The sequence below is a fragment of the Paracoccus sp. J39 genome, from assembly GCF_000518925.1.
Taxonomy (GTDB): domain Bacteria; phylum Pseudomonadota; class Alphaproteobacteria; order Rhodobacterales; family Rhodobacteraceae; genus Paracoccus.
This window is the reverse complement of record NZ_JAEN01000003.1, coordinates 1-24,162: the sequence shown is the minus strand read 5'-3', so window position 1 is coordinate 24,162 and position 24,162 is coordinate 1. Positions and strand designations below refer to the sequence as shown.

The 24,162-nt window shown below is 69.4% G+C and carries 25 protein-coding genes; 15 read left to right on the top strand and 10 right to left on the bottom strand.

The features are described 5' to 3' along the window. Nucleotides 1-30: 30 nt before the first annotated feature. From L632_RS0103560 to L632_RS0103550, 3 genes are read left to right on the top strand one after another with little or no spacing between them, the layout of a single operon-like run. Nucleotides 31-909, top strand: coding sequence for a putative selenate ABC transporter substrate-binding protein (locus tag L632_RS0103560; RefSeq protein ID WP_028711564.1), 879 nt, complete (start codon nucleotides 31-33; stop codon nucleotides 907-909). A gap of 9 nt (nucleotides 910-918) precedes the next feature. Continuing rightward, complete coding sequence (locus tag L632_RS0103555) at nucleotides 919-1,578, top strand: ATP-binding cassette domain-containing protein (RefSeq protein WP_028711563.1); 660 nt, start codon at nucleotides 919-921, stop codon at nucleotides 1,576-1,578. Continuing rightward, nucleotides 1,544-3,103, top strand: a complete 1,560-nt coding sequence (locus L632_RS0103550) for an ABC transporter permease (protein ID WP_051416133.1) — start codon at nucleotides 1,544-1,546, stop codon at nucleotides 3,101-3,103. Before L632_RS0103555 ends, L632_RS0103550 begins: the two co-directional genes overlap by 35 nt. 4 nt (nucleotides 3,104-3,107) lie before the next feature. Here the strand turns inward: L632_RS0103550 and L632_RS0103545 are convergent, their stop codons facing one another. Continuing rightward, entirely contained in the window at nucleotides 3,108-4,013 is a 906-nt protein-coding gene (locus L632_RS0103545) for a LysR family transcriptional regulator (RefSeq protein WP_028711561.1), read from the bottom strand. A gap of 83 nt (nucleotides 4,014-4,096) precedes the next feature. Here L632_RS0103545 and L632_RS0103540 point away from each other — a divergent pair, with 83 nt between their 5' ends. After that, nucleotides 4,097-4,561, top strand: coding sequence for a PACE efflux transporter (locus L632_RS0103540; protein ID WP_028711560.1), 465 nt, complete (start codon nucleotides 4,097-4,099; stop codon nucleotides 4,559-4,561). Here L632_RS0103540 and L632_RS0103535 read toward each other — a convergent pair. After that, entirely contained in the window at nucleotides 4,558-5,442 is an 885-nt protein-coding gene (locus L632_RS0103535; RefSeq protein WP_028711559.1) for a LysR substrate-binding domain-containing protein, read from the bottom strand. The two genes, L632_RS0103540 and L632_RS0103535, sit on opposite strands and share 4 nt — an antisense overlap. 104 nt (nucleotides 5,443-5,546) lie before the next feature. On the opposite strand from L632_RS0103535, the gene L632_RS0103530 reads away from it, so the two are divergent. After that, entirely contained in the window at nucleotides 5,547-5,807 is a 261-nt protein-coding gene (locus L632_RS0103530) for a DUF1127 domain-containing protein (protein WP_028711558.1), read from the top strand. 4 nt (nucleotides 5,808-5,811) lie between these two features. On the opposite strand, the gene L632_RS0103525 is transcribed toward L632_RS0103530, so the two are convergent. After that, entirely contained in the window at nucleotides 5,812-6,765 is a 954-nt protein-coding gene (locus L632_RS0103525; RefSeq protein WP_028711557.1) for a GlxA family transcriptional regulator, read from the bottom strand. An 86-nt stretch (nucleotides 6,766-6,851) separates the two neighbouring features. Here L632_RS0103525 and L632_RS0103520 point away from each other — a divergent pair, with 86 nt between their 5' ends. Genes L632_RS0103520 through L632_RS0103490 form a run of 7 tightly spaced genes read left to right on the top strand, consistent with a single transcriptional unit; the run spans nucleotide 6,852 to nucleotide 15,083 of the window. Beyond that, nucleotides 6,852-7,739 carry a 3-keto-5-aminohexanoate cleavage protein gene (locus tag L632_RS0103520; protein WP_028711556.1) on the top strand — a complete coding sequence of 296 codons (888 nt, stop codon included), beginning with the start codon at nucleotides 6,852-6,854 and terminating at the stop codon, nucleotides 7,737-7,739. Between the two features lie 44 nt (nucleotides 7,740-7,783). Then, nucleotides 7,784-9,343 (top strand): ABC transporter substrate-binding protein, encoded by a 1,560-nt coding sequence (locus L632_RS0103515; protein ID WP_028716369.1) that lies wholly within the window; start codon nucleotides 7,784-7,786, stop codon nucleotides 9,341-9,343. Next, nucleotides 9,340-10,794 carry a carnitine 3-dehydrogenase gene (locus L632_RS0103510; protein WP_028716368.1) on the top strand — a complete coding sequence of 485 codons (1,455 nt, stop codon included), beginning with the start codon at nucleotides 9,340-9,342 and terminating at the stop codon, nucleotides 10,792-10,794. Before L632_RS0103515 ends, L632_RS0103510 begins: the two co-directional genes overlap by 4 nt. Continuing rightward, the gene (locus L632_RS0103505) at nucleotides 10,791-11,768 is read left to right on the top strand and encodes an ABC transporter permease (protein ID WP_011751292.1); all 978 of its coding nucleotides are present in this window, start codon (nucleotides 10,791-10,793) and stop codon (nucleotides 11,766-11,768) included. Before L632_RS0103510 ends, L632_RS0103505 begins: the two co-directional genes overlap by 4 nt. Nucleotides 11,769-11,772: 4 nt before the next feature. After that, a complete protein-coding gene (locus tag L632_RS0103500; protein ID WP_028711553.1) occupies nucleotides 11,773-12,591 on the top strand; it encodes an ABC transporter permease in 819 nt (272 codons plus the stop codon). A 3-nt stretch (nucleotides 12,592-12,594) separates the two neighbouring features. After that, nucleotides 12,595-14,211 carry an ABC transporter ATP-binding protein gene (locus L632_RS0103495; protein WP_028711552.1) on the top strand — a complete coding sequence of 539 codons (1,617 nt, stop codon included), beginning with the start codon at nucleotides 12,595-12,597 and terminating at the stop codon, nucleotides 14,209-14,211. Further along, nucleotides 14,208-15,083 carry an alpha/beta hydrolase gene (locus tag L632_RS0103490; RefSeq protein ID WP_028711551.1) on the top strand — a complete coding sequence of 292 codons (876 nt, stop codon included), beginning with the start codon at nucleotides 14,208-14,210 and terminating at the stop codon, nucleotides 15,081-15,083. The genes L632_RS0103495 and L632_RS0103490 overlap by 4 nt, the downstream gene beginning before the upstream one ends. On the opposite strand, the gene L632_RS0103485 is transcribed toward L632_RS0103490, so the two are convergent. The 7 genes from L632_RS0103485 to L632_RS0103455 form a co-directional block, all read right to left on the bottom strand. Beyond that, a complete protein-coding gene (locus L632_RS0103485) occupies nucleotides 15,080-16,081 on the bottom strand; it encodes a glycosyltransferase (RefSeq protein ID WP_036697266.1) in 1,002 nt (333 codons plus the stop codon). The genes L632_RS0103490 and L632_RS0103485 overlap by 4 nt on opposite strands. 130 nt (nucleotides 16,082-16,211) lie before the next feature. After that, complete coding sequence (locus L632_RS24225) at nucleotides 16,212-16,373, bottom strand: hypothetical protein (protein WP_156929410.1); 162 nt, start codon at nucleotides 16,371-16,373, stop codon at nucleotides 16,212-16,214. A gap of 247 nt (nucleotides 16,374-16,620) precedes the next feature. Further along, nucleotides 16,621-16,776, bottom strand: coding sequence for a hypothetical protein (locus L632_RS24585; protein ID WP_198019304.1), 156 nt, complete (start codon nucleotides 16,774-16,776; stop codon nucleotides 16,621-16,623). Nucleotides 16,777-16,920: 144 nt separating this feature from the next. Then, entirely contained in the window at nucleotides 16,921-18,438 is a 1,518-nt protein-coding gene (locus tag L632_RS0103470; protein WP_028711549.1) for a tripartite tricarboxylate transporter permease, read from the bottom strand. 3 nt (nucleotides 18,439-18,441) lie between these two features. Further along, nucleotides 18,442-18,936 (bottom strand): tripartite tricarboxylate transporter TctB family protein, encoded by a 495-nt coding sequence (locus L632_RS0103465; protein ID WP_028711548.1) that lies wholly within the window; start codon nucleotides 18,934-18,936, stop codon nucleotides 18,442-18,444. Further along, nucleotides 18,933-19,874, bottom strand: a complete 942-nt coding sequence (locus L632_RS0103460) for a tripartite tricarboxylate transporter substrate binding protein (RefSeq protein WP_028711547.1) — start codon at nucleotides 19,872-19,874, stop codon at nucleotides 18,933-18,935. Before L632_RS0103460 ends, L632_RS0103465 begins: the two co-directional genes overlap by 4 nt. Before the next feature lie 174 nt (nucleotides 19,875-20,048). Continuing rightward, nucleotides 20,049-21,128, bottom strand: a complete 1,080-nt coding sequence (locus L632_RS0103455; protein ID WP_232215653.1) for an ABC transporter substrate-binding protein — start codon at nucleotides 21,126-21,128, stop codon at nucleotides 20,049-20,051. Between the two features lie 78 nt (nucleotides 21,129-21,206). Between L632_RS0103455 and L632_RS0103450 the strand changes: the two genes are divergently transcribed. The 3 genes from L632_RS0103450 to L632_RS0103440 form a co-directional block, all read left to right on the top strand. Continuing rightward, the gene (locus L632_RS0103450) at nucleotides 21,207-21,878 is read left to right on the top strand and encodes a response regulator transcription factor (protein WP_028716366.1); all 672 of its coding nucleotides are present in this window, start codon (nucleotides 21,207-21,209) and stop codon (nucleotides 21,876-21,878) included. Next, nucleotides 21,875-23,305 carry a sensor histidine kinase gene (locus L632_RS0103445; RefSeq protein ID WP_028711544.1) on the top strand — a complete coding sequence of 477 codons (1,431 nt, stop codon included), beginning with the start codon at nucleotides 21,875-21,877 and terminating at the stop codon, nucleotides 23,303-23,305. The genes L632_RS0103450 and L632_RS0103445 overlap by 4 nt, the downstream gene beginning before the upstream one ends. Nucleotides 23,306-23,439: 134 nt before the next feature. After that, on the top strand, nucleotides 23,440-24,162 hold a 723-nt coding region (locus L632_RS0103440; protein ID WP_051476369.1), incomplete at its 3' end, for a DUF475 domain-containing protein.

Sequence of the window (24,162 nt, the reverse complement as noted above, 5' to 3'; positions counted from 1 at the left end):
GCAACCCGGTCCTGGACAGGAGAACGAGCCATGGAATTCAGCCTGAAACGCCGACAAGTCATCGCGGGCCTCGCCGCCTGCGCCGCGATCGCCCCCGGCCTGGGCCGCGCCGCCGAGGTGCTGCGCTTCTCGGCCATCCCGGACGAGGACGCGACGAAGCTGATGGGCCGCTTTACCAAGGTGGCCGAATACCTGTCCGGCAAGCTGGGCGTTCCGGTCGAATTCGTGCCGGTGAAATCCTATCCCGCCGCCGTGGTGGCCTTTCGCAACGACCAGATCCAGCTGGCCTGGTTCGGCGGGCTGTCGGGCGTGCAGGCCCGGCTGGCGCTGCCCGGCTCGGTCGCCATCGCCCAGGGCGAGGAGGACGCGGCCTTCGTCAGCTATTTCATCGCCAACAAGGCGGCCGGCCTGACCGAGAGCCCGGATTTCCCGCAGGCGGCCCAGGGACGCAGCTTCACCTTCGGCGCCAAGACCTCGACCTCGGGGCGGCTGATGCCGGAATACGAGATCCGGCGCAACACCGGCATGGCGCCCGAGGCGTTCTTTTCCCGGGTCGGCTTTTCCGGCGATCACACCAAGACCGTCGAGCTGGTGCAGAGCGGCGCCTACGAGATCGGCGCGGTCAATTTCACCGCCTATGACGACATGGTGGCCAAGGGCCAGGTCGATCCCGCCGAAGTTCCGGTCATCTGGCGCACGCCCTCCTATCCCGACTACAACTTCACCCTGCGCGGCGATGCCGACGACCGGTTCGGCGCAGGCTTTACCGAGCGGCTGAAAGCGGCGATCCTCGGCATGGACGATCCGGAGATTCTCGGTGCCTTTCCGCGCAGCAAGTTCATCCCCGCCAGCAACGCGGATTATGAGCCCATCGAAGAGGTCGCCCGGCAGCTCGACCTGCTGGACTGAGGCCGGCTGATGGTGGAACTGCGCGGGCAGACGCTGGCCTATGGCCCGACCGTGGTGCTGGAGAACGTGACGCTGGCGATCCGGCCCGGCGAGCGGGTGGCGCTGCTTGGCCGCAGCGGGGCCGGGAAATCCACCCTGCTGGCGGCGATCCGCGACAGCGCCATGGCGGCGGGCGAGGATGTGGCGCTGGTGCCGCAGGAAAACGGGCTGGTGCCGCAGCTGAGCCTGTTCCACAATGTCCATATGGGCCGGCTGCACCGGCATTCGGCCTTCTACAATCTGGTCACGCTGCTGCGCCCCTTTCGCCGCGACCGGGCCGAGGTGGCCGCGCTGGCGCGCGAGCTGGGGCTGGAGCCGCTGCTCGACCGCCCGGTCGAGCGGCTGTCGGGCGGCCAGCGCCAGCGCACGGCGGTGGCCCGCGCCATCCATGCCGGCGGCGGCTTCCTGCTGGCGGACGAGCCGGTCTCGGCGCTGGACGAGATGCAGGCGCCCGAGGTGCTGCGGGCGCTGCTGTCGCGCTTTCCGACCAGCGTGATCTCGCTGCACGATATCGGGCTGGCGCTGGCGCATTGCACCCGGCTGGTCGGGCTGAAGGACCGGCGCATCATCTTCGACCTGCGCACGGGCGAGCAGAATGCCTCCGACATCGACCGTCTCTACGCCGCTTGAGCCGCCGCGGCCGCGCCGGCGCGACAGGCCGCTGCGGCGGCTGCAGGTGGTGTGGATCGCGCTGACGCTGGCGGCGCTGGCGCTGTTCGCGGCCGATCTGCAGGTCAGCGCGCCCTCGCCCGGGGCGGTGCTGAAGGCGCTGGCGCTGGGCTTCGCGCGTCCCGATTTCCTGGCGCTGGAGAATCTGGGCCAGGCGCTGCTGCTGACGCTGACCGTGGCCTTCGGCGGGGTCGCCATCGGCGCCGCGGCGGGCTTCGCCATGGCGCTGGCCTGGAACTGGCGGGCGGTCCGGGTGCTTTCGCTTTGCCTGCGCAGCGTGCACGAGCTGATCTGGGCGCTGTTCATCATCACCGTGACCGGCCCGGTGGCCATCGCGGCGGTGATGGCGCTGGCCCTGTCCTATAGCGGCATCTTCGCCAAGGTCTTCGGCGAGATCCTGGACGAGGCCGACCCCGCCCCGCGCGATGCCCTGCCGGGGCGCGGCCTGTCGCTGTCCGGGCTGATCTATGCCAAGCTGGTGCCCAGCCTGCCGGCCTTCTGGAGCTATTTCTGCTATCGCATCGAATGCGGCATCCGCTCCAGCGCGGTGCTGGGCTTCGTCGGCCTGCCGACCCTGGGCTTCGAGCTCGACACGCTGTTCAAGCAGGGCCGCTACGACGGCGCGGCGGCGGTGCTGCTGCTGACCTATGCGCTGATCATCAGCCAGTCGCTGTGGCTGCGGCGGCGGCTGGTGCCGCTCTATGTGCTGGGGGCGCTGGCCTATCTTGCCGCGCTGTCGCCCGGGCAGGTCTCAGGCTTCGGGCTGTGGCAGCTTCTGGCGGTGGACATGGTGCCCGCGCCGCTGCGCGACGCCGACCTGACGGCGGCGGGGACCTGGGGCGCCTTCGGCGACTGGCTCTGGCGGCTCGTCTCGCAGCAGGTCCTGCCGGGGGCCTGGGCCACGGTGCTGGTCAGCTACCTGGCCTTCGTGCTGTGCGGCATCGTCGCGCTTGTGGCATTCCCGCTGATCGTCACCGCGCTGGCCGGCCGGATCGGCGCCGGGCTGGGCCATGTGGCGCTGGTGATCATGCGCTCGACCCCGGAATACATGCTGGTCTTTGTCGGCGTGCAGGTGCTGGGCCCCTCGATGCTGCCGGCGGTGCTGGCGCTGGGGCTGCACAACGGCGCCATCATTGCCCATCTGGTCGGGCGGCAGGCCGAGGGCATGGTCCCGACCCTGCGCCCCGACCGGCCGGGCGGGGCCGGGCTTTATGCCTATGAGCTGGTGCCGCGCGTCTCCTCCGGGCTCATCGCCTATCTGTTCTATCGCGGCGAGATCATCCTGCGCGAAAGCATGATCCTGGGCATCCTGGGCATCGCCACGCTGGGCTTTTACGTGGACAGCGCCATCGCCACGCTGCGCTTCGATCGCGCCGCGCTGCTGGTGGTGGCGATGATCCTGCTGACGGCGCTGGCCGACTGGGCCTCGCGGGCGCTGCGCCGGCGGCTGAAGGTCGGCGCCGTCTCGACCCGGCCCTTCTGCTGAGGTCCTAGCCGGCGCCCGGGGCCGGAAAGCCGCTGATCCGCATGGCGGCAAAGCGTTCGCGCAGCCAGCGCGCGGCCGGGCCGCTGGGACGCTGCTTGTGCCAGACCAGTTCCAGCGCCACCGGCCAGTCGGCGCCGTCGAATTGCAGCGCCGGGGTGACCAGATCGTCCCGCACCGGCGATTCCTCGATGATGTGGTCGGGCACCAGCGCCCAGCCGATGCCGCGGCGCACCAGTTGCAGGATCACCCAGTGGCTTTCAACCCACCAGACCTCGGCCGCCGTGCGCAGGCGCTGCTTTTCCGGTCCCTCGCTGCGCACCGCGACCATCAGCTGGCGGTGGCGCTTCAGGTCCTCCCAGTCCACCACCGTATGGGCCAGCGGGTGGTCCTTGCCGCAGACCAGCTTCAGCGGCACCCAGCCCAGCGTGTGGAAGGCGATCTCGGTCGGCAGCACCTCTTGCCGCCACATCACGCCGATATCGGCCTTGCCGTCCAGCACCAGCCGGCTGACATCCTCCATCATCGGGAACAGCAGTTCCAGCTCGACATGCGGGAAGCGCGCGGCGAATTGGGCGAACAGCGTCGCCAGCGGCTCTTCGGGATAAAGCTCGTCGATGGCGACGACCAGCCGGTGCTCGACATGCGCGGTCAGGCTGGCGGCGACGCCGATCAGGTGCTCGCGGCGGTCCAGCACCACGCGGGCCTCGGCCAGCAGACGTTCGCCCGCAGGCGTCAGCACCGGGTTGCGTCCTTCGCGGCTGAACAGCGCCACGCCCAGGTCGTCCTCGAGATTCGAGACCTGGGTGCTGATCGCCGACTGCGCCTTGCGCAGCGCCCGGCCGGCGGCCGAGAACGAGCCGTGCTGCGCGGCGGCGACAAAGGCTTCCAGCTGGTCCAGCGTGACGGTCATCTATCCGCAAATCCGATGGTATCTAACTTTGTATTCTGGAAAATACAGATAGAAAGCGCAGCAAGCAACGATGAGGAATCACGATGACGATGCGCAGTTTCCCGGACCGGGTCCGCCACGCGGTAAGCTTCGAGCTGATCGGCCTGGCGATCGTCACCCCGCTGGCCGCCTGGATCTATGACAAGCCGGTGTTCGACATGGGCGTCGTCGGCGTCGGCGCGGCGACGCTGGCCACGGTCTGGACTTTTGTCTTCAACCTGGGCTTCGACCACGCCATGCGGCGCTGGGTCGGCCATGTCGGCAAGTCGCTGCGTCACCGGCTGCTGCATACCGCGCTGTTCGAGCTGGGCCTGCTGGTCATGCTGCTGCCGCCGATGGCCTGGTATCTGGGCATGACGCTGTGGCAGACGCTGCTGCTCGACCTGTTCATCGTGGCCTTCTATCTGGTCTACAACTTCGTCTTCAACATCGCCTATGACCGGATCTTCCCGCTGCCTGCCGCGCCGCAGGGTCGCGGGCGGGATCACGGGCGCCGCCAGCCGGCCTAGCCCGGATCGCAGGCGATCTCGTCCAGCAGGAAGGCGCGGAACTTGCGGATCGCGGGACGGTTGCGGCGGCCCTTGGGATAGACCAGCCAGAAGCTGCGGCCGTTCTGCGCCACCAGCGGAAAGGGCTGGATCAGGCTGCCGGTCGCCAGCTCGAAGCGGAAGAAGCGCGGCGTCAGCAGCGCCACGCCGTAACCCTCCAGCGCCGCCCGCGCCTCGTGCAGGTCGGTCGAGAGCGTCAGGCCGGGCTTGGGCGGGGCCTCCCAGAAATCCACCCCCGCCTCGCGCATCCAGACCGCCCAGTTCGGGTCCACCCGGTCCAGCAGCGGCAGCTTCAGCAGGTCGGCGGGCTCGCGCAGCTCGTGCTTCCTGGCCAGTGCCGGCGACAGCATGGGGGTGTATTCGATGGGCATCAGGAAATGCTCCTCGACCCCCGGCCAGCCGCCCTCGCCGGCGCGGATGGCGACGGTGATGTCCTCGCGCCCGAAATCGACCAGATTGTCGCTGGTCTCCAGCCGCACCGCCAGGTTCGGGTGGTTCATCTGGAACTTGCCCAGCCGCGGCGACAGCCAGGCCCCGGCGAAGGTCGGCACGGTCGAGATCGACAGGGTCGAGACCGAATCCGCCGAGGGGTCGGCAAAGGCTTCGCGCAGCATGTCGAAGGCGTCGATGGTCGGCCGGGCGAACAGCGCCCCGGTCTCGGTCAGCACGATCTCGCGCGGCTTGCGCAGGAACAGCGGCGTGCCGAGCCGTTCCTCGAGCAAACGGATCTGATAGCTGACCGCGGCCTGGGTCATGCCCAGTTCCTCGGCGGCGCGGGTGAAGTTCAGGTGCCGCGCCACCGCCTCGAAGGCGCGCAGGGCGGCAAGCGGGGGAATCGACATAAGCCTGCCTTATGGATGCTTGCCGAGGCTTTGTTGGTCATTGCCGTGGAAACCTAGCATGATCGAAGCGTGGATCAACCATGACCACCGAAAGGAGGGCAAAAATGTCCGATAATTCCGTATGCGATCGCCAACGCCCCTTCCTGCCGGGCCTGACCCGGCTGCTTTTCGGTGTGCTGCGCCGGGATAAGTCCAGCCTATCGCCATGCGAGGGGCGCATGGCGGCGCTGGACCATCCCGCGACCCGCAAGGCGCTGGCCGATCTGCCGGCGCATCTGCTGCGCGACATCGGCGTCGCCGACACGCGCAGCGACACGGCCGCCCCGCCGCAGGAAGGCGACGCGCTGCGCCGGCATCTGTGGTAAGGCGTCAGCCCGCCGCGCTTTTGCGCACGGTTTCCCCGAACTGCTTGCGATAGGCGCGCGCCAGCGTGGCGGGCGACGAGAACCCGGTGCGCGAGGCGATCTCGCCCAGCGTCAGCTTGGTCTCCAAGGCCAGCGCCCGGGCATGGGACAGCCGGATCTGCCGGTAATAGCCGCCGGCCGACAGGCCCAGATGGGCATGGAACAGCCGGTCCATGCTGCGCGGCGACAGCGCAGCGCGCTCGGCGATGCGGGGCAGGGGCAAGGGCTGCTCGGCGGTCTCGCGCATGGCGACGATGGCGCGCTGCAGCGACGGCGGCAGCGCGCTGTCGGTCATGCGGCTGGGCAATTGCCATTCCACCGGATCGGTGCTGCGCCCCATCACCCGGCCGAACATGTTCGCCACGTCGAAGCGCAGCGCCTCGCCCGCCTGCGCGCCGATCAGGTCCAGCGACCAGCTGAGCACGCTTTGCGCGCCGCCGCAGGTGACGATGTTGCCGTCCGCAACATAGGGGTCCGGCACCACGGTGATCTCGGGGAAAGCCTCGGCCAGTGCCCCGCGCTCCATCCAGTGGATCGCGGCCCGGCGCCCGGCCAGCAGGCCCATGCGGGCCAGCAGCCACGCCCCGGTATCAAGGCCCCCCACCACCGGTAGCCCCCGCGCCTTGCGCAGCACCGCCTGCGCCGAGTCGCGCTGCAGATGGTCGCGCATGCCATAGCCCGAAACCAGGATCAGCGCATCCGTCGCCCCCACCCGTTCCAGCGGCAGATCGACCGAGATCGCCAGCCGCGAGGAACTGGTCACCGCCCCGCCGTCCAGCGAAGCGACCTGCCAGGAAAACAGCCGCCGCCCCGACAGGTCGCGCGCCGCCCGCAGGGGCTCGATGGCGCTGGCCAGCACCATGTTCGAGAAGCCGTCGAACAGCAGGAAGGTCAGGTGCAGCGGCGATTTTGGCGACATAGGCAAAGATTATGGCGTAAATTGCACATCATGCCAGCCAAATAGCTGTCAGGCTGCGGTGAAATCACATATTGCCGGAGCCATGAATGAACCGTGACGTCTTCATCACCTGCGCGGTAACCGGATCGGGGCAGAGCCACAAGAAGTCCGACCTGGTGCCGATCACGCCCCGGCAGATCGCCGAAGCCTGCATCGAGGCGGCGAATGCGGGCGCGGCCATCGCCCATGTGCATGTGCGCGATCCCCAGACCGGCGCGCCCTCGCGCGATCCGGCGCTGTATCGCGAGGTGGTGGACCGGGTGCGTTCCGCGGGCACCGACGTGGTGCTGAACCTGACGGCGGGCATGGGCGGCGACATCGTGCTGGGCTCGGCCGAGGCGCCGCTGCCGCTGTCGCCGCAATCCGACCTGATCGGCGCCAGCGAGCGGCTGGTGCATGTCGAGGAACTGCTGCCCGAGATCTGCACCCTCGATTGCGGCACGATGAACTTCGCCGAGGCCGATTACGTCATGACCAACACCCCCGGCACGCTGCGCGCCATGGCGGCGCGTATCCAGGCGGCGGGGGTGCGGCCCGAGATCGAGGTCTTCGACACCGGCCATCTGTGGCTGGCCAAGACGCTGGTGGAGGAGGGGCTGATCGACGATCCGGTGATGATCCAGCTGTGCATGGGCATCCCCTATGGCGCGCCCGCCGATCCGAACAGCCTGATGGCGATGGTGAACAACATCCCGCCCGGCTGGGTCTATTCCATGTTCTCGATCGGGCGGATGCAATTGCCTTACGTCGCGCAGGCGGCGCTGGCCGGCGGCAATGTCCGTGTCGGGCTTGAGGACAATATCTGGCTGGACAAGGGCGTGCCGGCCCGCAACGGCGATCTGGTCGAGCGGGCGGCGACGATCCTGAATGCGATGGGCTGCTGCATCCTCGGCCCGCAGGAGGTGCGCGACACGCTGAAGCTGACCCGGCGCTGAGCCGCAGGCCGAACCAATCCATAACACAAGACAGGGGGTCCATCATGAGCATCAATCTGACGAGTCGGGGGCTGACAAGGCGGGGCTTGCTGGCCGGCGCGGCGGGCATGGCGGCGGCGGGGCTGATCCTGCCGCGCGGCGCGCGGGCGCAAGAGGCCAGGCGCGGCGGCAGGCTGCGCATCGGCCATCTGGGCGGCGCGACCTCGGACACGCTGGACCCGGCGACCTATGCCGCCGGCCCGGTGGTGACGGCGATGCTGGCGGTCTGCAACAACCTGGTCGAGATCGACGCCAAGGGCCAGGCCGTGCCCGAACTGGCCGAGTTCGAGCCCGATGCCGAGGCCCGGGTCTGGACCTTCCGCCTGCGCGACGGCGTCACCTTCTCGGACGGGCGCAAGGTCACGGCGCGGGACGTGATCGCGTCCTTCGACCACCATCGCGGTGCGGATACCAAGTCCGGCGCCAAGGGCTCGCTGGAGCAGGTCAAGGAGATCCGCGCCGATGGCGACAATGTGGTGGTGTTCGAGCTGACCTCGGGCAATGCCGATTTCGCCTATCTGACTTCGGACTATCACTTCGTCATCATGCCGGCGAACGAGGACGGCACGCTGGACTGGCAGTCGGGCCTGGGAACCGGCGGCTATGTGCTGGAGAATTTCGAGCCGGGCGTCCGCATCACGCTCAAGCGCCGCGACGATTACTGGAAGCCCGACCGCGCCTGGTTCGACGAGGCGGTGCTGCTGACCATCAACGACGCCACCGCCCGGCAGAACGCGCTGATGACCGGCGAGGTCGATGTCATCAACTCGCCCGACCTCGCCACGCTGCACCTGTTGCAGCGCCGTCCGGGCCTGCAACTGGTCGAGGTGACGGGGACCGCGCATTACACCATGCCGATGTTCTGCGACCAGGCGCCCTTTACCGATCCGAACCTGCGGCTGGCGCTGAAATACGCCATCGACCGGCAGGAGGTGCTGGACAAGGTGCTGCGCGGCCATGGCCAGATCGCCAATGACAGCCCGATCGCGCCGGCGAACCGCTTCTTTGCCGCCGACCTGCCGCAGCGGGCCTATGACCCGGACAAGGCGAAACATTACCTGAAACAGGCCGGCATGGAGGGGCTGAAGGTCGAGATTTCGGCCTCGGACGCGGCCTCGGTCGGGGCGCTCGACATGGTGCAGCTGTTCCAGCAATCGGCCAAGGCGGCCGGGATCGACCTGACCGTCAAGCGCGAGCCGGACGACGGCTATTGGTCCAACGTCTGGCTGAAGAAGCCCTTCTGCGTCAGCTACTGGAACGGCCGCCCGACCGAGGATGACATGTTCAGCCTGGTCTATGCCCGGGGCGCCGAGTGGAACGAGAGCCACTGGGACAACGAACGCTTCAACGAGTTGCTGCTGAAGGCGCGGGCCGAGCTGGACGACAGCCTGCGCGCCGAGATGTATCGCGAGATGCAGGGGCTGGTCTCCGAGGACGGCGGCACCATCATCCCGATCTTCGTGAACTATATCGACGTGGCCAATGACAAGGTGGCGCATGGCGAGGTGGCGTCGAACCGCTTCCTCGACGGCTGGAAGATCGTGGAACGGTGGTGGCAGGCATGAAGATCGCGGCAATCGGCGGCGGGGTCATCGGCGGCGGCTGGATCGCCCGCTTCATCCTCTCGGGGCATGACGTGGCGGTCCACGACCCGCATCCCGAGGCGCAGCGCATCGTCGGCGAGGTGCTGGCGAATGCCACCCGCGCCTGGGAAAGGCTGTTCCAGGCGCCGCCGCCCCGGCCGGGGCGCATCCTCTGGGCCGGCTCGGTCGCCGAGGCGGTCCGGGACGCCGATTACATCCAGGAAAGCGTGCCCGAGCGGCTGGAGCTGAAGCACCGCATCATCGCCGAGATCGAGGGCGCCGCGCCCGGGACGGCGCTGATCGGCTCCTCGACCTCGGGCTTCAAGCCGTCCGAGTTGCGGCAGGGGGCGCGGCATCCCGCCCGCATCCTCGTCGCCCATCCCTTCAACCCGGTCTACCTTTTGCCGGTGGTCGAGGTCGTGGGCGGCGGCGAGGCGGCGGATCGCGCCTGCGAGATCCTGACCGAAATCGGCATGAAGCCGGTCCGGATCGCGCGCGAGATCGACGCCCATATCGGCGACCGCCTGCTGGAAGCCGTCTGGCGCGAGGCGCTGTGGCTGGTCCATGACGGCATCGCCACCACCGAGGAGATCGACGACATCATCCGCTTCGGCTTCGGCCTGCGTTGGGCGCAGATGGGCCTGTTCGAGACCTATCGCATCGCCGGCGGCGAGGCCGGGATGCGGCATTTCCTCGGCCAGTTCGGCCCGGCGCTGAAATGGCCCTGGACCAAGCTGATGGAGGTGCCCGACCTCGACGAGGCGCTGATCGACCGTATCGCCGGCCAGTCCGACGCGCAGTCGGGCCGGCATTCGATCCGCGAGCTGGAGCGGATCCGCGACGACAACCTGGTCGGCATCTTCCAGGCACTCAAGGCGAACGACTGGGGTGTCGGCCAGACCGTGCGCGCGCAGGAGGACGGCTTCTATGCCCGCGCGCCCGTGCGGGCCGAGGGCTATCCGCTGCGCATCCATCAGGCCCGCGTGACCGGCGGCTGGGTCGACTACAACGGCCACATGACCGAGTTCCGCTATCTGCAGGTGCTGGGCGATGCGACGGACGCCTTCCTGATCCATATCGGGCTGGATGCCGATTACCGGGCGCAGGGCCGCTCGGCCTATACGGTCGAGACCCATATCCGCCATCTGGCCGAGGTGAGGGCCGGCGAATTGCTGACCGTCGAGACCCGGCTGCTGGGCCATGACGCGAAACGCTTCCGCCTGCATCACGTCATCCTGCGCGAGGACGGGACCGAGGCCGCGACCGGCGAACACATGCTGCTGCATGTCGATACCGGCGAGGGCCGCGCCATCCCGATGCCGCCGGCGCTGCTGGAGGCGCTGGACCGGGTGGCCGCGCAGGACGGCGCGCCGCATCCCGACCATGCCGGCGCCGGCATCCGCCCGATCCGCCAGAAGGAGGCCACCGCATGAGCGCCGCCGAGGCCCGGCGGCGGCCCATCCTGAGGATGATCGCGGGTCGGCTGGGCATCGGGGTCTTTACGCTCTTCGTCATCTCCGTGCTGATCTTCCTGGCCGTCAGCCTGCTGCCCGGCGACATCGCCCAGCAGGTGCTGGGCCAGTCCGCCACGCCCGAGACCGTCGCGGCCTTCCGGCGCGAGCTTGGCCTCGACCAGCCCTTGGCCTGGCGCTATCTCGACTGGGTCGGCGGGGTGTTGTCGGGCGATTTCGGCCGTTCGCTGGCCAATGGCCGGCCGGTGGCGGACCTGCTGGCCGCGCGGCTGGGCAACACCCTGTTTTTGGCCGCCTATGCGGCGGTGATCGCGGTGCCGCTGGCGGTGGGGCTGGGCCTGCTCGCCGCTTTGTGGCGCGGCAGCTGGTTCGACCGCATCGCCAATGTGGCAACGCTGTCGGCGATCTCGTTTCCGGAATTCTTCATCGCCTATATCCTGATGTTCTGGCTGTCGGTCAGGATGGGCTGGTTCCCCTCGATCGCCGATCCCGGCGCCTCGCCGCGGCTGGCCGAGATGCTGGGCCGCGCCTTCCTGCCCGCGATCACGCTGGTCCTGGTGGTGACCGCCCACATGATGCGGATGACGCGGGCGGCGGTGGTCAACGTGCTGGGCGCGCCCTATGTCACCATGGCGCGGCTGAAAGGGGTGTCGCGCTGGCGCGTCGTCACCCGCCACGCCCTGCCGAACGCGCTGGCCCCCATCGTCAACGTGGTGGCGCTGAACGTGGCCTGGCTGATCACCGGCGTCGTCATCGTCGAGGTTGTCTTCGTCTATCCCGGCCTCGGTCAGCTGATGGTGGACAGCGTCACCAACCGCGACATTCCGGTGGTGCAGGCCTGCGCGCTGATCTTCGCCGCGGTCTATATCCTGCTGAACCTGCTGGCCGACGTTCTGGCGATCGCCACGAACCCCCGCCTGCTGCATCCGAGGTAAGCCCATGATCCGGATGCTGAAAACCATGCCGCCGACTGCGATCCTGGGGGTTCTGGTCATCGCCGCCTATGCGGTGATCGCGCTCTTCGCGCCGCTGCTGGCCCCCCATGCCGAGGCGCAGATCGTCGGCGCCCAGTTCGAGCCGTGGAGCGCCGCCTATCCCCTTGGCACCGACACGCTGGGCCGGGACATGCTGTCGCGGCTGATCTGGGGCGCGCGCAATACCGTGGGCGTGGCGCTGGTCACCACGGCGCTGGCCTTCGGCATCGGCGCCATTGCCGGACTGCTGGCGGCGGCGCTTGGCGGCTGGGTCGATCTGGCGCTGTCGCGGCTGGTCGACGTGCTGATGGCGGTGCCGGCGCTGATCCTGACGCTGCTGGCCCTGTCGGCGCTGGGGCCGGGGGTGGCGAACCTGGTCGTGGTGGTGGCGATCCTCGATTCCACGCGGGTCTTTCGCCTGGCCCGCGCCACGGCGATGAACGTCATGGTGATGGACTATGTCGAGGCGGCGCAGCTGCGCGGCGAGGGCACCTGGTGGATCATCAGCCGCGAGGTGCTGCCGAACATCTCGGCGCCGCTGATCGCCGAGTTCGGGCTGCGGTTCTGCTTCGTGTTCCTGACCATCTCGGCGCTCAGCTTCCTGGGCCTCGGCCTGCCGCCGCCGATGGCGGACTGGGGCGCGATGGTGCGCGACAATGCGGCGCTGATCACCTTCGGCGACATCACGCCGCTGCTGCCCGCCGCCTGCATCGCCGTGCTGACGGTCTCGGTCAATTTCGTGGTGGACTGGATGCTGCACCGCGCCTCGGGTCTGAAGGACTGAACCATGCTGCTGAACATCGAAAAGCTGAAGGTCGAGGCGCGGGGCGAGGAAGGCTGGACCCCGATCCTGCACGGCGTCGACCTGCAGGTCGCCCGGGGCGAGGTCGTCGGGCTGATCGGCGAATCCGGGGCCGGGAAGTCCACGCTGGGCCTTGCGGCGCTGGGTTTCGCGCAGGGCGGGCTGCGCTTTGCCGGCGGGCGGGTGATCCTCGACGGCACCGACCTGCTGCAATTGCCCGAGCGCCGGCGCCGCGCCTTTCGCGGCCGCCGGGTGGCCTATGTCGCGCAATCGGCGGCGGCAAGCTTCAACCCGGCATGGCGGCTTCTGGACCAGTTCTGCGAAGGGCCGGCGATCCACCACACGGCGGACCGCGCGGAATCCGAAGCCTTCGCGCGCCAGCTCTACGCCGCCATGCACCTGCCCGACCCGGAGCATTTCGGGCTGCGCTTTCCGCATCAGGTCTCGGGCGGGCAGTTGCAGCGGGCGATGGTCGCCATGGCCATGGCCTGCAAGCCCGACCTGATCGTCTTTGACGAGCCGACCACGGCGCTGGACGTGACCACGCAGATCGGCGTGCTGGCGGCGATCCGGCAGGCGGTCGAGACCACGGGCACGGCGGCGATCTACATCACCCACGACCTGGCCGTGGTCGCCCAGATGGCCGACCGCATCAAGGTCATGCGCCACGGCCGCGAGGTCGAGGACGCACCGACCCGCCGGATGATCGAGGCGCCGGCGCAGGAGTACACCCGCTCGCTCTGGGCGGTGCGCGAGTTCCGCCGGCCGCCGCGCACCCTGCCGCAGGCCAGCGCGCCGACGATCAGCATCCGCGAGGTGACGGCGGGCTATTCCTCGCTGGACGTGCTCAGCGAGGTCAGCTTCGACATCCCGCGCGGCGCCACCGTGGCGGTGGTGGGCGAATCTGGCTCGGGCAAGTCCACCACGGCGCGGGCGATCACCGGGCTGCTGCCGCCGCGCGCCGGCAGCATCGCGCTGAACGGCACGCCCCTGCCGCCGCGCCTGGCGCAGCGCAGGCTGGAACAGAAGCGGGCGGTGCAGATGATCTATCAGATGGCCGACACGGCGCTGAACCCGCGCCAGACCATCCGGCAGATCCTGTCGCGGCCCCTGCAATTCTACCTGGGCCTGACCGGCCGCGCGCGCGAGACGCGGCTGCATGAGCTGATGGAGCAGATCGAGCTGGAACCGGCGCGCTTCCTCGACCGCCTGCCGGGCGAGCTGTCGGGCGGGCAGAAGCAGCGCATCGGCATCGCCCGCGCGCTGGCCGCCGATCCTGAATTCATCATCTGCGACGAGGTGACCAGCGCGCTGGACCAGCTGGTGGCCGAGGGCATCCTGCGGCTGCTCAGCAAGGTGCAGGACGAAACCGGCGTCAGCTACATGTTCATCACCCATGACATCGCCACCGTCCGCGCCATCGCCGACGAAGTGGTGGTGATGAAGGGCGGCCGGGTCATGGACAAGGGCTTGAGGTCCGAGGTGCTGGACCCGCCGCGCCATGCCTATACCCGCGAATTGCTGGCCTCGGTGCCGCAGATGGACCCGGACTGGCTGACGCGCCGCATCGCCGAGGGCCGCATCGCCGAGGGCGCGGCATGATCCGCGATCCGCAGGTGCTGGACTTCATCGCCCGGACCGAGGCCGCCTATCCGCCCGAGGCGAACGCGGCCAGCGCCGCCGAGAACCGCCGCTTCTACGATGCGATGTGCACTGTCTTTCGCGCCCCGCGCCCGCCCGGCCTGAAGGTCGAGGATCGCCGCATCGGCGGCGTGCCCTGCCGCGTCTATGGCGCGGAGACCCGCGTGGCCGTGGCCTATGTGCATGGCGGCGGTTTCGTGGTCGGCGGGCTCGACAGCCATGACGATATTTGCGCCGAGATTGCCGATGCCACCGGCTTGCAGGTCGTCGCGGTCGATTACCGGCTGGCGCCCGAGCATCGCTGGCCGGCGCAGATCGCGGATGTGCAGGCGGTCTGGGACGCGCTGGACCGTCCCGCCGTCATCGCGGGCGACAGCGCGGGCGGGTTGCTGGCCGCCGCGCTTTGCCTGTCGCGTCGCGGGGCGCGGCAGCCGCTGGGGCAGGTGCTGGTCTATCCCGGCCTTGGCGGCGACGGCAGCGCGCCCTCCTATCGCGAGAATGCCGAGGCGCCCCTGCTGCGGACCGAGGATCTGGCCGGCTATCACACCGCGCTGCATGGCAAAGGCCCCGTCGATCCGCTGGCGCGTCCCCTGCAGGCCGACAGCCTGGCCGGCTTGGCGCCGGGTTTCGTCGTCACCGCCGATGTCGATCCGCTGCGCGACGACGGGCGCGACTATGCGCGGCGGCTGCGGGTCGAGGGCGTCGCGGCGCATTGGCGCAACGAGCCGGAGCTGCCCCATGGCTATCTGCGCGCCCGCCGCCGCAGCGACCGGGCGCGGCGCAGCTTCCAGGCGATCCTGGTCGCGATCCGGCAATTCGCGGACCGGGCCTAGTCGCGCTTGCCTGCCAGCGCGACGATTTCCGAATGCGGGCGGTCCAGCCTCTGGTGCAGCCCGTCGCGGAAGGCGCGCTGCAGGATCCTGCGATAGCGCGCCGCGTCCGGGCCGTAATGCCGCGCCTTGCCGCGCCAGCGCAGCGCCAGCACCGGCAGAAGCGGCCAGAACCACGGTCCCGCCGCGACGCGATAGGCCAGAAGCGCGTTGCGATACATGTAATAGACCTTCCACATCGGCCGCAGCACCAGATGCCCGCCGGACTGGATCGAGCCGGTGTCATGCTCGAACCGGATCTCGGGCAGGAAGCCGATGCGCAGGCCCTTGCGGCGCATTTCCAGCGTATAAAGCTGGTCGTCGCCATAGATGAACAGCCGCTCGTCGGGATAGCCGGCGCGGGCGATGCTGGCGCGCGACAGGAACAGCCCGACAAAAGAGGTCATGTCGATCTCGACCGGTCCGCTTTCGGGGCCGTAATCGTCGTCGCCCAGGTGAAAGCCGCGCCGCCCGGCGCCGGCGAGGGTGCGCAGGAATTCCGGCAGCCGCCAGAACGGGGTGCGATAGGGCCGGTTCATCTCGCAGACCTGGCCCCCGGGCGTCAGCACCGCTGCCCCCAGCGCGTCCCAGCCCCGCAGGTCCAGGCTGCGGAAATGCGCGATCTGGCCCGGGGCGGGGCGGCCGTCGTCGTCCATCAGCACCACCCAGTCGGGGTCCAGCGTCTCGACCACCTGGCGCAGCCCGCGCGCGAAACCGCCGGCGCCGCCCAGGTTGACCGGGTGATGCACGGCGATCAGCCGGGGATCGTTGATGCCGCCCAGATAGTCCCGCGTGCCGTCGCCCGAGGCGTTGTCGAAGACTAGCACATGATCCAGGTCCTCGGCCAGCAGGCGCGAGAGCGTGACGCGCAGCCGCTCCAGCCGGTCATGCGTGACGACCAGCGCCGCGATGATCTGGCGTGCGGGGACCGCGCTGGCGGGCGGAATCTGGTCTGGACGCATATCCGGTTCGCTGTTCAGGACTACGCCACGGATCGCCGGCCTGCGCCCGCCCCGGATCGTAATGAACAGCATACATATCGAAGGATAGCGTCCGGAACAAGCGCGCCCGCACCAGAGCGACGGGTCCGGTTCAGGCCGGATCCGGCCGGCGAAGCCCCAGCGCCAGCATGGCCAGCGTCACGAGCCCCGAGCAGACATAAAGTCCAATCAGCCCGACAGGGCCGATGCCGGCCAGACATCCCGCCATGGCCGCAAGCTTGGCGATCAGCACGGCAAGGATCAGGATCGGCATGCCGCCCCGCGCCCAGCCGGCCGGTTCCGCCGGAGGCCATGCGTTCTTCCCGATGATCCCCGTCCCGATAATCCTCGCCCTTGGTCCTGCCGCATGCCGTTTCCCGTCGATTCGCCCGTGTGCGAATCAAGCTATATCGGCAAAAGATTGACGGAGTCCTGACGGCGTGGCGTCAGCAAGGGGGCGGTTGGCGTGAAACCGCCGAGTCCCGGGCCGCCCCGCGACCGGGCGGGGCGCCTGATCGGGCTTACAGGTGGATCGCGGCGAATTTGGCTTCGTCGATGCCCAGGCGGCGCAGGTCCGCGGCCGCCGGGCGGCGATGCGCTTCAGCCGCCGAGGCGACGGCGATGGCGGCCCGCAGGGTCGAAAGGGCCGAATGGATGGAATGGAAGGCGCGGTGCATTTTTCTGCCTGTCTGTATGATCGTTTCCGATGACAGACAGATGGGCGCCGCAGGCCCGTTCTGCAACGCAGCAAAAGGACAAGGCGGCCATGCCGCCAGAACATGGCAGGCCCCGGCCCTTGCGGGACCGGGGCGGTTTTTCGGTCAGTCCTCTTCGCCGGCGAGCTGGCTCAGCACCTCGCCCTTGCCGCGGGCGCGCAGGATCAGCGGCACGATCAGCGCCAGCGCGGCGATGCCCAGCAGCGCGGCCGCGATGGGGGACTGCACCAGCGTGGTCCAGTCGCCCTGGCTGATGGACAGCGCCCGGCGCAGCTGCTGCTCGGCCAGCGGGCCAAGGATCAGCCCGACCACGATCGGCGCGATCGGATAGCCGAAGAGCCGCATCACATAGCCCAGCACGCCGAAGCCCAGCAGCATCCCCAGCTCGAAGGCCGAGGGGTTGGCGCCGATGGTGCCCAGCGTCGCGAACAGCAGGATGCCGGCGTAAAGCCAGGGCTTCGGCACCGTCAGCAGCTTTACCCACAACCCGATCATCGGCAGGTTCAGCACCAGAAGCATGGCGTTCGCGATCAGGAGCGAGGCGATCAGCCCCCAGACCAGCGTCGGGTTGGTGGCGAAGAGCAGCGGGCCGGGCTGCAGCCCGAACTGCTGGAAGCCCGCCAGCATGATCGCCGCCGTGGCCGAGGTCGGCAGGCCCAGCGTCAGCAGGGGCACCAGCGTGCCGGCGGCGCTGGCGTTGTTGGCGGCCTCGGGTCCGGCCACGCCTTCGATGGCGCCGTGGCCGAATTCCTCGGGATGCTTGGTCAGCTTCTTCTCGGTGGCATAGGACAGGAAGGTGCCGATCTCGGCCCCGCCGGCCGGCATGGCGCCGATGGGAAAGCCGATGAAGGTGCCGCGCAGCCAGGGCTTCCAGGACCGCGCCCAGTCGCGCGCGCTCATCCAGATCGAGCCCTTGACGGCCGTCACCTCGTCCTCCTGCTGGTTGCGCTGGCCGGCGATGAACAGCGCCTCGCCCACGGCGAACATGGCGACGGCCATGGTGGTGACTTCGATCCCGTCCAGCAGCTCGGGCGTGCCGAAGGACAGCCGCGCCTGCCCGGTCAGCTGATCGATGCCGACGCAGGCCAGCGCCAGGCCCAGGAACAGCGAGGTCAGCCCGCGCAGCGCCGAATCGCCGAAGGCGGCCGAGACGGTGACGAAGGCCAGTACCATCAGCGCGAAATATTCGCGCGGACCGAAGACCAGCGCCAGCTTGACGATGCTGGGCGCCAGGAAGGCCAGAAGCAGCGTCGCGATGAGCCCGGCGATGAAGGACCCGATGGCCGCGGTGGCGAGCGCCGGCCCGCCGCGGCCCTTGCGGGCCATCTTGTTGCCTTCCAGCGCGGTGATGATCGAGGCGCTTTCGCCCGGCGTGTTCAGAAGGATCGAGGTGGTCGAGCCGCCATACATGCCGCCGTAATAGATGCCGGCGAACATGATGAGCGAGCCAGCCGGGTCCAGCCGGTAGGTGACGGGCAGCAGCAGCGCCACGGTCAGCGCCGGACCGATGCCCGGCAGCACGCCGACGGCGGTGCCCAGCGTCACGCCGATCAGCGCGTAAAGCAGCATCATCGGCTCGGCGGCGGTGCCGAGCCCCTGCAGCAGGAATTCGAATGCGCTCATGGTTCAGCCCCGCGGAAAGACCAGATGCTCAAGCGGCCCGGCGGGCAGGTGCAGCATCAGAAGTTGCGAGAAGACGACCCAGACCACGAAGGCGAAGACGATGCCGACGGGAATGGTCATCGCCAGGTTGCGCTTGCCGAAGGCCCGGGCGGTAAAGCCGAAGAGAATGCCGGTGGCGATGGAAAAGCCGGTCGTGTGCAGCAGCATCAGCTGCAGGGCCAGGCCCGCGACGATCCACAGCACCGGCGCGGCGTTCTGCGGCGGGCGTTCGGGGAAATCGCCGCGCAGCGCCTCGATGGCGGTCCAGACGGCCAGGCCCAGCAGGCCGAAGCCGACCACGCGCGGCACGCTGGCCGGGCCGATGCCGGAATAGCCGCCCAGATCGGCCAGGCGCGCGCTGTCCCACAGCATCACGCCGCCGGCCACCACCAGCCCGGCGGCGATGATCAGCGCCGCCGTATCCCGGCGGCGCGGCGGTTCATGGCGGGGCGCGCTCATTTCACCAGACCGATGTCCTTGAGGATCGCCTCGGTCGCGGCGACGTCCTGTTCCAGCTGGGCCTCGAATTCCGGGCCGGCCAGATAGGTGTCCATCCAGCCCTTGTCGGCCAGCTGCTTCTGCCAGCTTTCCGATTTCGCCATCTTCTCGATATCGGCGGTGACCTTGGCCTTCTGCTCGTCCGAGAGGCCCGGCGCGGCGGCGACCATGCGCCAGTTTTCCAGCACCACGTCCAGCCCGGCCTCTTGCAGGGTGGGCGCATCGACGCCCTCCAGCCGCTCGGGCGAGGTGACGGCCAGCAGCCGCAGCGTGCCGGCCTGGATCTGGGCCTCGAACTCGCCCAGCGAGGAGATGCCGGCCGTCACCTGGTTGCCCAGGATCGCCGCCAGCGCCTCGCCGCCGCCGGAATAGGCGATATAGTTGATCCTGGTCGGATCGACGCCCGCCGCCTTGGCAATCAGCCCCACGGCGATATGGTCGGTGCCGCCGGCCGAGCCGCCGGCCCAGCTGACCGCGCCGGGATCGGCCTTCAGCGCCTCGATCAGCCCGGCGATGTCCTGGATGGGCGAGGCGGCGGGGACCACGATCGCCTCATATTCGCCGGTCAGCCGGGCGATGGGCGTCACGTCCTTGAGCGAGACGGGCGAGTTGTTGGTCAGGATGGCGCCGACCATCACATAGCCGCCGACGATCAGCGCGTCGGGGTTGCCCTTGTTCTGGCTGGCGAATTGCGCCAGCCCGATGGTGCCGCCGGCGCCGGGCACGTTCTGCACCTGCACCGAGCGCGACACGCCCTCTTCCTGCAGCACGGTCTGCATGGTGCGCGCGGTCTGGTCCCAGCCGCCGCCGGGATTGGCCGGGGCGATGATGGTGTAATCGGCCATGGCGGGCAGGGCCGTGGCCGCCGCGAACAGGCTGGCGAGAACGAATTGCTTCATGGTCTTCCTCCGCATCGACCGGGCGCGTCCGCGCCGGTCCGGTTATCCGTTTTTCCGGTTCTGGCCCGCATCTCTCCCGGAATGCGGGCGGCTCCTCCGCGGGTCCGCGCGCAGGCGGGCCCGGTGCCTTTCCAGCACAGAAAGCTGTCACGGACCTGACATCGCGGCGAAAAACTATTCCCCGGCCAGCGCCTTGTTCCAGCGCGCAAGCAGCCTGGCCCGCGTCGCCTGGTCCAGATAGGCCAGAAGGCCGGGGCTGACCGGCACCGGCTTCAGCCGCAGCCCGGCCAGATCCTGCATGCCGCCCGCCGGGCCGGGCTGGCCGGCCACCTCAAGGCTGACGGCCGACAGCCGCAGCGTTCGGGACAGCAGGCTCTGGCCCTCGGGCGACATCAGGAAGGCCAGGAAATCCGTCCCCAGCCCCGGCTGGCGCGCCGCCGTCGGCACCAGCGCCACGCGCGAGACGACCACGGTGAAATCGCGCGGCAGGATCACGCCCACCTCGGGATGCTGGCGCGCCCAGTCGGCGGCATAGGAGCCGAGCAGGTTGTAGCCCACCGCCAGCCGCCCGTCGGCGATCCGCTCCAGCAGCTCGGCCGAGGTCGGGAATTGCTGCACGCCGGCGCGGCCCATCGCCTGCACCACCGACCAGATGCCGGGATAAAGCTCCTGGTCGCGGGCCAGGAACAGATAGCCCACGCCCGAGCGCGCCACGTCATAGGTGCCGATCCGGCCCTGCGCCTCGGCCGGATGTTCGGCCATCCAGCGGATCAAGGCGGCGCGGGTGGCGGGCGGCTCGTGATCGGCGAAGCTGGGCTTGTGATAGGCAAAGACCGCCGGCTCGAAGGTCAGCGCATAGGCGGTGTCGCGCCAGTTTGCCCAGTTGGGCCAGCCGGGCGTGTCCGGCGTCGCGACCGGCCGGGCGTAGCCGTCATTCGCCAGCTTGACCTGCAGGTCCATGGCCGAGGAAAAGGCGAAATCCGCCGTGCCGCCGCCCGCCTGCGTCTCGGCCACGATGCGGTCGTGCAGCTCGGTCGTCAGCAGGTTCTCGTAGCGCACGGCGACGCCGGGATGGATGCGCTGGAAGGCGGCGACCAGCGGCGCGGCCAGATCGTCGTCGAGCGAGGAATAGACCGACAGCTCGCGCCCGTCGCCGGCCGGGGCGGGAAACAGCGTCACCTGGGCCGATGCGTCGCCCGGCCACAGCGCAAGGGCGGCGGCGATGGCTGGCATAAGGCGGGCAAGCAGGCGCATGATCGGCGACTTTGCCAAAGCGGCAGCCCGTTCACAAGTCCGCCCCGCGCCGCTAGGCTGCAGGCGAGGGGGAAAACCATGCGCATCCTGCTTGTCGAGGACAACCTGTCGCTGGCCGAGGGGCTGACCGCCCTGCTGCGGCAATCGGGTTATGCGGTGGACGTGGTGCATGACGGCGCCTCGGCCGAGGCGCTGGCGGCGGCGGAAAGCTTCGACCTGGTGATCCTGGACCTGAACCTGCCGCAGATGGACGGGCTGGAGGTGCTGCGGGCGATGCGGGCGCGGCGCAATCCGGCGGCGGTGATGATCCTGACCGCGCGCGGCGCGCCCGAGGAGCGGGTGCGCGGCCTCGACCTGGGTGCCGACGACTATCTGATCAAGCCCTTCGACATCGGCGAGTTCGAGGCGCGCATCCGCTCGCTTCTGCGCCGTCAGGCGGGGCTGCGCAACTCCACCGTCAGCTTCGGCGATCTGGTTCTGGACCAGACGGCGCGCAGCTTCCTGCTGGCGGGGCAGCCGCTGGACCTGCCGGCGCGCGAACGCGGGCTGCTGGAGCTGCTGATCATGCGCGCCGGCAAGGTGGTGGCGCGCGAATCGATCGTGCAGTCGCTGACCTCGCTGGAGGACGACCTGTCCGCCAATGCCATCGAGCAATATGTCAGCCGGCTGCGCAAGCGGCTGGCGCCGGCGGGGCTGACGGTCCGGACGGCGCGCGGCATCGGCTATTTCCTCGACCGGGCGGCGCCTTGATCCGGCGGCCGTTTTCCCTGCGCCGCCGCCTGCTGGCCTGGCTGCTGCTGGCGACGCTGGTGCTGGGAACCGCCGCGCTGATCGACACCTGGCGCGAGGCGGTGCGCATGGCCAATGCGCTGGCCGACCGGGTGCTGGCCGGTTCGGCGCTGGTGATCGCCGAGCGAGCCTCGCTGGACGATCAGGGCCGCATCGCCATCGAAATCCCCTATGGCGCGCTGGAGATGCTGAGTTCCGCCGCGCAGGACCGGGTCTTCTATCGCGTGGACGGCCCGCCCGGCCATATCGTCACCGGCTATGGCGACCTGCCGATGGCCCCGGCGCGGCAGGGCGGCGAGCCCGCCTATGCCGACGGCGCGTTCCGGGGCGAGCCGGTGCGGGTCGCGAGCCTCGCCCGCGCCGCCTCGACCGGCATCGACGAGGTGCCCTTCGTGGTGACCGTGGCCGAGACCACCAATGCCCGGCGCGAGCTGACGCGGGCGATCCTGATGCGCTCGGCCCTGCGGCTGGTGCTGATGATCGCCGGCGCGGCGCTGATTGTCTGGATCGCGGTGACGGTGTCGCTGCGCCCGCTCTACCGGCTCAGCGAGGAAATCGCCGCGCGCAGCCCCGACGACCTGAGCCCTATCGGGACGCCGGTGCCTTCGGAGGTGCGGGGGCTGGTCGGCACGGTGAACTCGTTCATGCGGCGGCTGGGCGCGGCGCTGGACGGGATGCGCAACTTTACCGGCAATGCCGGGCATCAGCTGCGCACGCCGCTGGCCGTGGTGCGCACGCAGCTGGCGCTGGCGGCGCGGGCCGCCACCCTGTCCGAGGCGCAGGCCGCCGCCAGCAAGGGCGACGCTGCCGTGGCCCATGCCGAGCGCATCCTGGCGCAGCTTCTGCTGCTGGCCAAGGTCGATGCCGCCGAGGGCGCCGGCCGGGGCACGGTCCTGGACCTTGCGGCGCTGGCGCGCGACCTGACCGCCGAGCATATCCCCGCCGCCGCCGAGGCCGGCATCGACCTGGGCTTCGAGGGCGCGGGGCCGGTGATGGTCCGGGCCGAGCCCCTGCTGCTGGGCGAGGCGCTGAGCAACCTGATTTCGAACGCGCTTCTGCATGCCGGCCGCGCGGCGGTGGTGACGGTGCGCGTCCGGCGCGATGCCGGCGAGGCGGTGCTGGAGGTCGAGGACAACGGCCCCGGCATCCCGCCCGAGGCCCGCGCCGCCGCCGTCAGCCGATTCGCCCGCGGCCAGACCTCGGGGCCGGGCATGGGGCTGGGCCTGCCGGTGGCGCTGGAGATCGCCGGCCTGTTCGGCGGCCGGCTGACCCTGGCCGAGGGGGCCGACGGACGCGGGCTGCTGGCGCGCATCACCCTGCCGGCGGCGGCCCCGGCCCGGTCCGTGCAAGAAAATGCCGGGATCGGCACGGAACCCTTGCAATCGTGACCCGGATTCGCCATCTTTTGCGCGTTCGCGTCTTCGTGAACGCAGTTTGATGGCCGGGCCCCTCTGGCGGACGTGGCGGCACGTCCGTGATGTCGGCATCGATCTTTGACCAGCCGCCTGGACTTGTTCTTAACATGCAGCAAGGAAACAACCCGTCCGCGGGGGGCTCGACGAATGGAACCCATCGTCCGACCCTGCACTATTTCAAGTGGTCCTTCATCGTCACCGTGCTTGGCCTCGCCCTGGGCGCAGTGCTGGGATGGCAGACGACCGGAACCGTCGGCGGCACGCTGACGATCTTTTTCATCTGCGCCGTGCTGGCGGTGCTTGAAATCTCGCTTTCCTTCGACAACGCCATCGTCAACGCCAACAAGCTGAAAGAGATGACCCCGAAGTGGCAGCGCCGCTTCCTGACCTGGGGCATCCTGATCGCCGTCTTCGGCATGCGGATCGTCTTTCCGCTGCTCATCGTGGTCATCGCCGCCAATATCGGCCCCTGGCAGGCGATGGTCCTGGCCGCAAGCCAGCCCGACGAATATTCGCGCATCATGCACGAGGCGCATCTGCCCATCGCGGCCTTCGGCGGCACCTTCCTGATGATGGTCGGCCTCAGCTTCTTCTTCGACCACGAAAAGGACGTGCATTGGGTGCGCTGGCTGGAACATCGCATGCAGCGTTACGCCACCGTCCGCGGCATCGAGGTGGCGGTGGTGCTGGTCACGGTGCTGATCTTCTCGCGCTTCCTCGAAGGGGCCGATTCGCAGGTGTTCTTCCATTCCGCGATCTGGGGCCTTCTGACCTTCCTGCTGGTCGAGGTGCTGGGCGGCCTGCTCGACAGCTCGCAAGAGGCGATGCAG

Excerpts from the sequence above, each read along its gene's own strand:
- L632_RS0103540 (WP_028711560.1), top strand. The coding sequence starts at position 4,097 with ATGACGATGCGCAGTTTCCCGGACCGGGTCCGCCACGCGGTAAGCTTC.
- L632_RS0103510 (WP_028716368.1), top strand. The coding sequence starts at position 9,340 with ATGAAGATCGCGGCAATCGGCGGCGGGGTCATCGGCGGCGGCTGGATC.
- L632_RS0103485 (WP_036697266.1), bottom strand. The coding sequence starts at position 16,081 with ATGCGTCCAGACCAGATTCCGCCCGCCAGCGCGGTCCCCGCACGCCAG.
- L632_RS0103470 (WP_028711549.1), bottom strand. The coding sequence starts at position 18,438 with ATGAGCGCATTCGAATTCCTGCTGCAGGGGCTCGGCACCGCCGCCGAG.
- L632_RS0103550 (WP_051416133.1), top strand. The coding sequence starts at position 1,544 with ATGCCTCCGACATCGACCGTCTCTACGCCGCTTGAGCCGCCGCGGCCG.
- L632_RS0103530 (WP_028711558.1), top strand. The coding sequence starts at position 5,547 with ATGTCCGATAATTCCGTATGCGATCGCCAACGCCCCTTCCTGCCGGGC.
- L632_RS0103495 (WP_028711552.1), top strand. The coding sequence starts at position 12,595 with ATGCTGCTGAACATCGAAAAGCTGAAGGTCGAGGCGCGGGGCGAGGAA.
- L632_RS0103460 (WP_028711547.1), bottom strand. The coding sequence starts at position 19,874 with ATGAAGCAATTCGTTCTCGCCAGCCTGTTCGCGGCGGCCACGGCCCTG.
- L632_RS24585 (WP_198019304.1), bottom strand. The coding sequence starts at position 16,776 with ATGCACCGCGCCTTCCATTCCATCCATTCGGCCCTTTCGACCCTGCGG.
- L632_RS0103545 (WP_028711561.1), bottom strand. The coding sequence starts at position 4,013 with ATGACCGTCACGCTGGACCAGCTGGAAGCCTTTGTCGCCGCCGCGCAG.
- L632_RS0103500 (WP_028711553.1), top strand. The coding sequence starts at position 11,773 with ATGATCCGGATGCTGAAAACCATGCCGCCGACTGCGATCCTGGGGGTT.
- L632_RS0103560 (WP_028711564.1), top strand. The coding sequence starts at position 31 with ATGGAATTCAGCCTGAAACGCCGACAAGTCATCGCGGGCCTCGCCGCC.
- L632_RS0103555 (WP_028711563.1), top strand. The coding sequence starts at position 919 with ATGGTGGAACTGCGCGGGCAGACGCTGGCCTATGGCCCGACCGTGGTG.
- L632_RS0103525 (WP_028711557.1), bottom strand. The coding sequence starts at position 6,765 with ATGTCGCCAAAATCGCCGCTGCACCTGACCTTCCTGCTGTTCGACGGC.
- L632_RS0103505 (WP_011751292.1), top strand. The coding sequence starts at position 10,791 with ATGAGCGCCGCCGAGGCCCGGCGGCGGCCCATCCTGAGGATGATCGCG.
- L632_RS24225 (WP_156929410.1), bottom strand. The coding sequence starts at position 16,373 with ATGCCGATCCTGATCCTTGCCGTGCTGATCGCCAAGCTTGCGGCCATG.
- L632_RS0103455 (WP_232215653.1), bottom strand. The coding sequence starts at position 21,128 with ATGCGCCTGCTTGCCCGCCTTATGCCAGCCATCGCCGCCGCCCTTGCG.
- L632_RS0103520 (WP_028711556.1), top strand. The coding sequence starts at position 6,852 with ATGAACCGTGACGTCTTCATCACCTGCGCGGTAACCGGATCGGGGCAG.
- L632_RS0103535 (WP_028711559.1), bottom strand. The coding sequence starts at position 5,442 with ATGTCGATTCCCCCGCTTGCCGCCCTGCGCGCCTTCGAGGCGGTGGCG.
- L632_RS0103450 (WP_028716366.1), top strand. The coding sequence starts at position 21,207 with ATGCGCATCCTGCTTGTCGAGGACAACCTGTCGCTGGCCGAGGGGCTG.
- L632_RS0103465 (WP_028711548.1), bottom strand. The coding sequence starts at position 18,936 with ATGAGCGCGCCCCGCCATGAACCGCCGCGCCGCCGGGATACGGCGGCG.
- L632_RS0103515 (WP_028716369.1), top strand. The coding sequence starts at position 7,784 with ATGAGCATCAATCTGACGAGTCGGGGGCTGACAAGGCGGGGCTTGCTG.
- L632_RS0103490 (WP_028711551.1), top strand. The coding sequence starts at position 14,208 with ATGATCCGCGATCCGCAGGTGCTGGACTTCATCGCCCGGACCGAGGCC.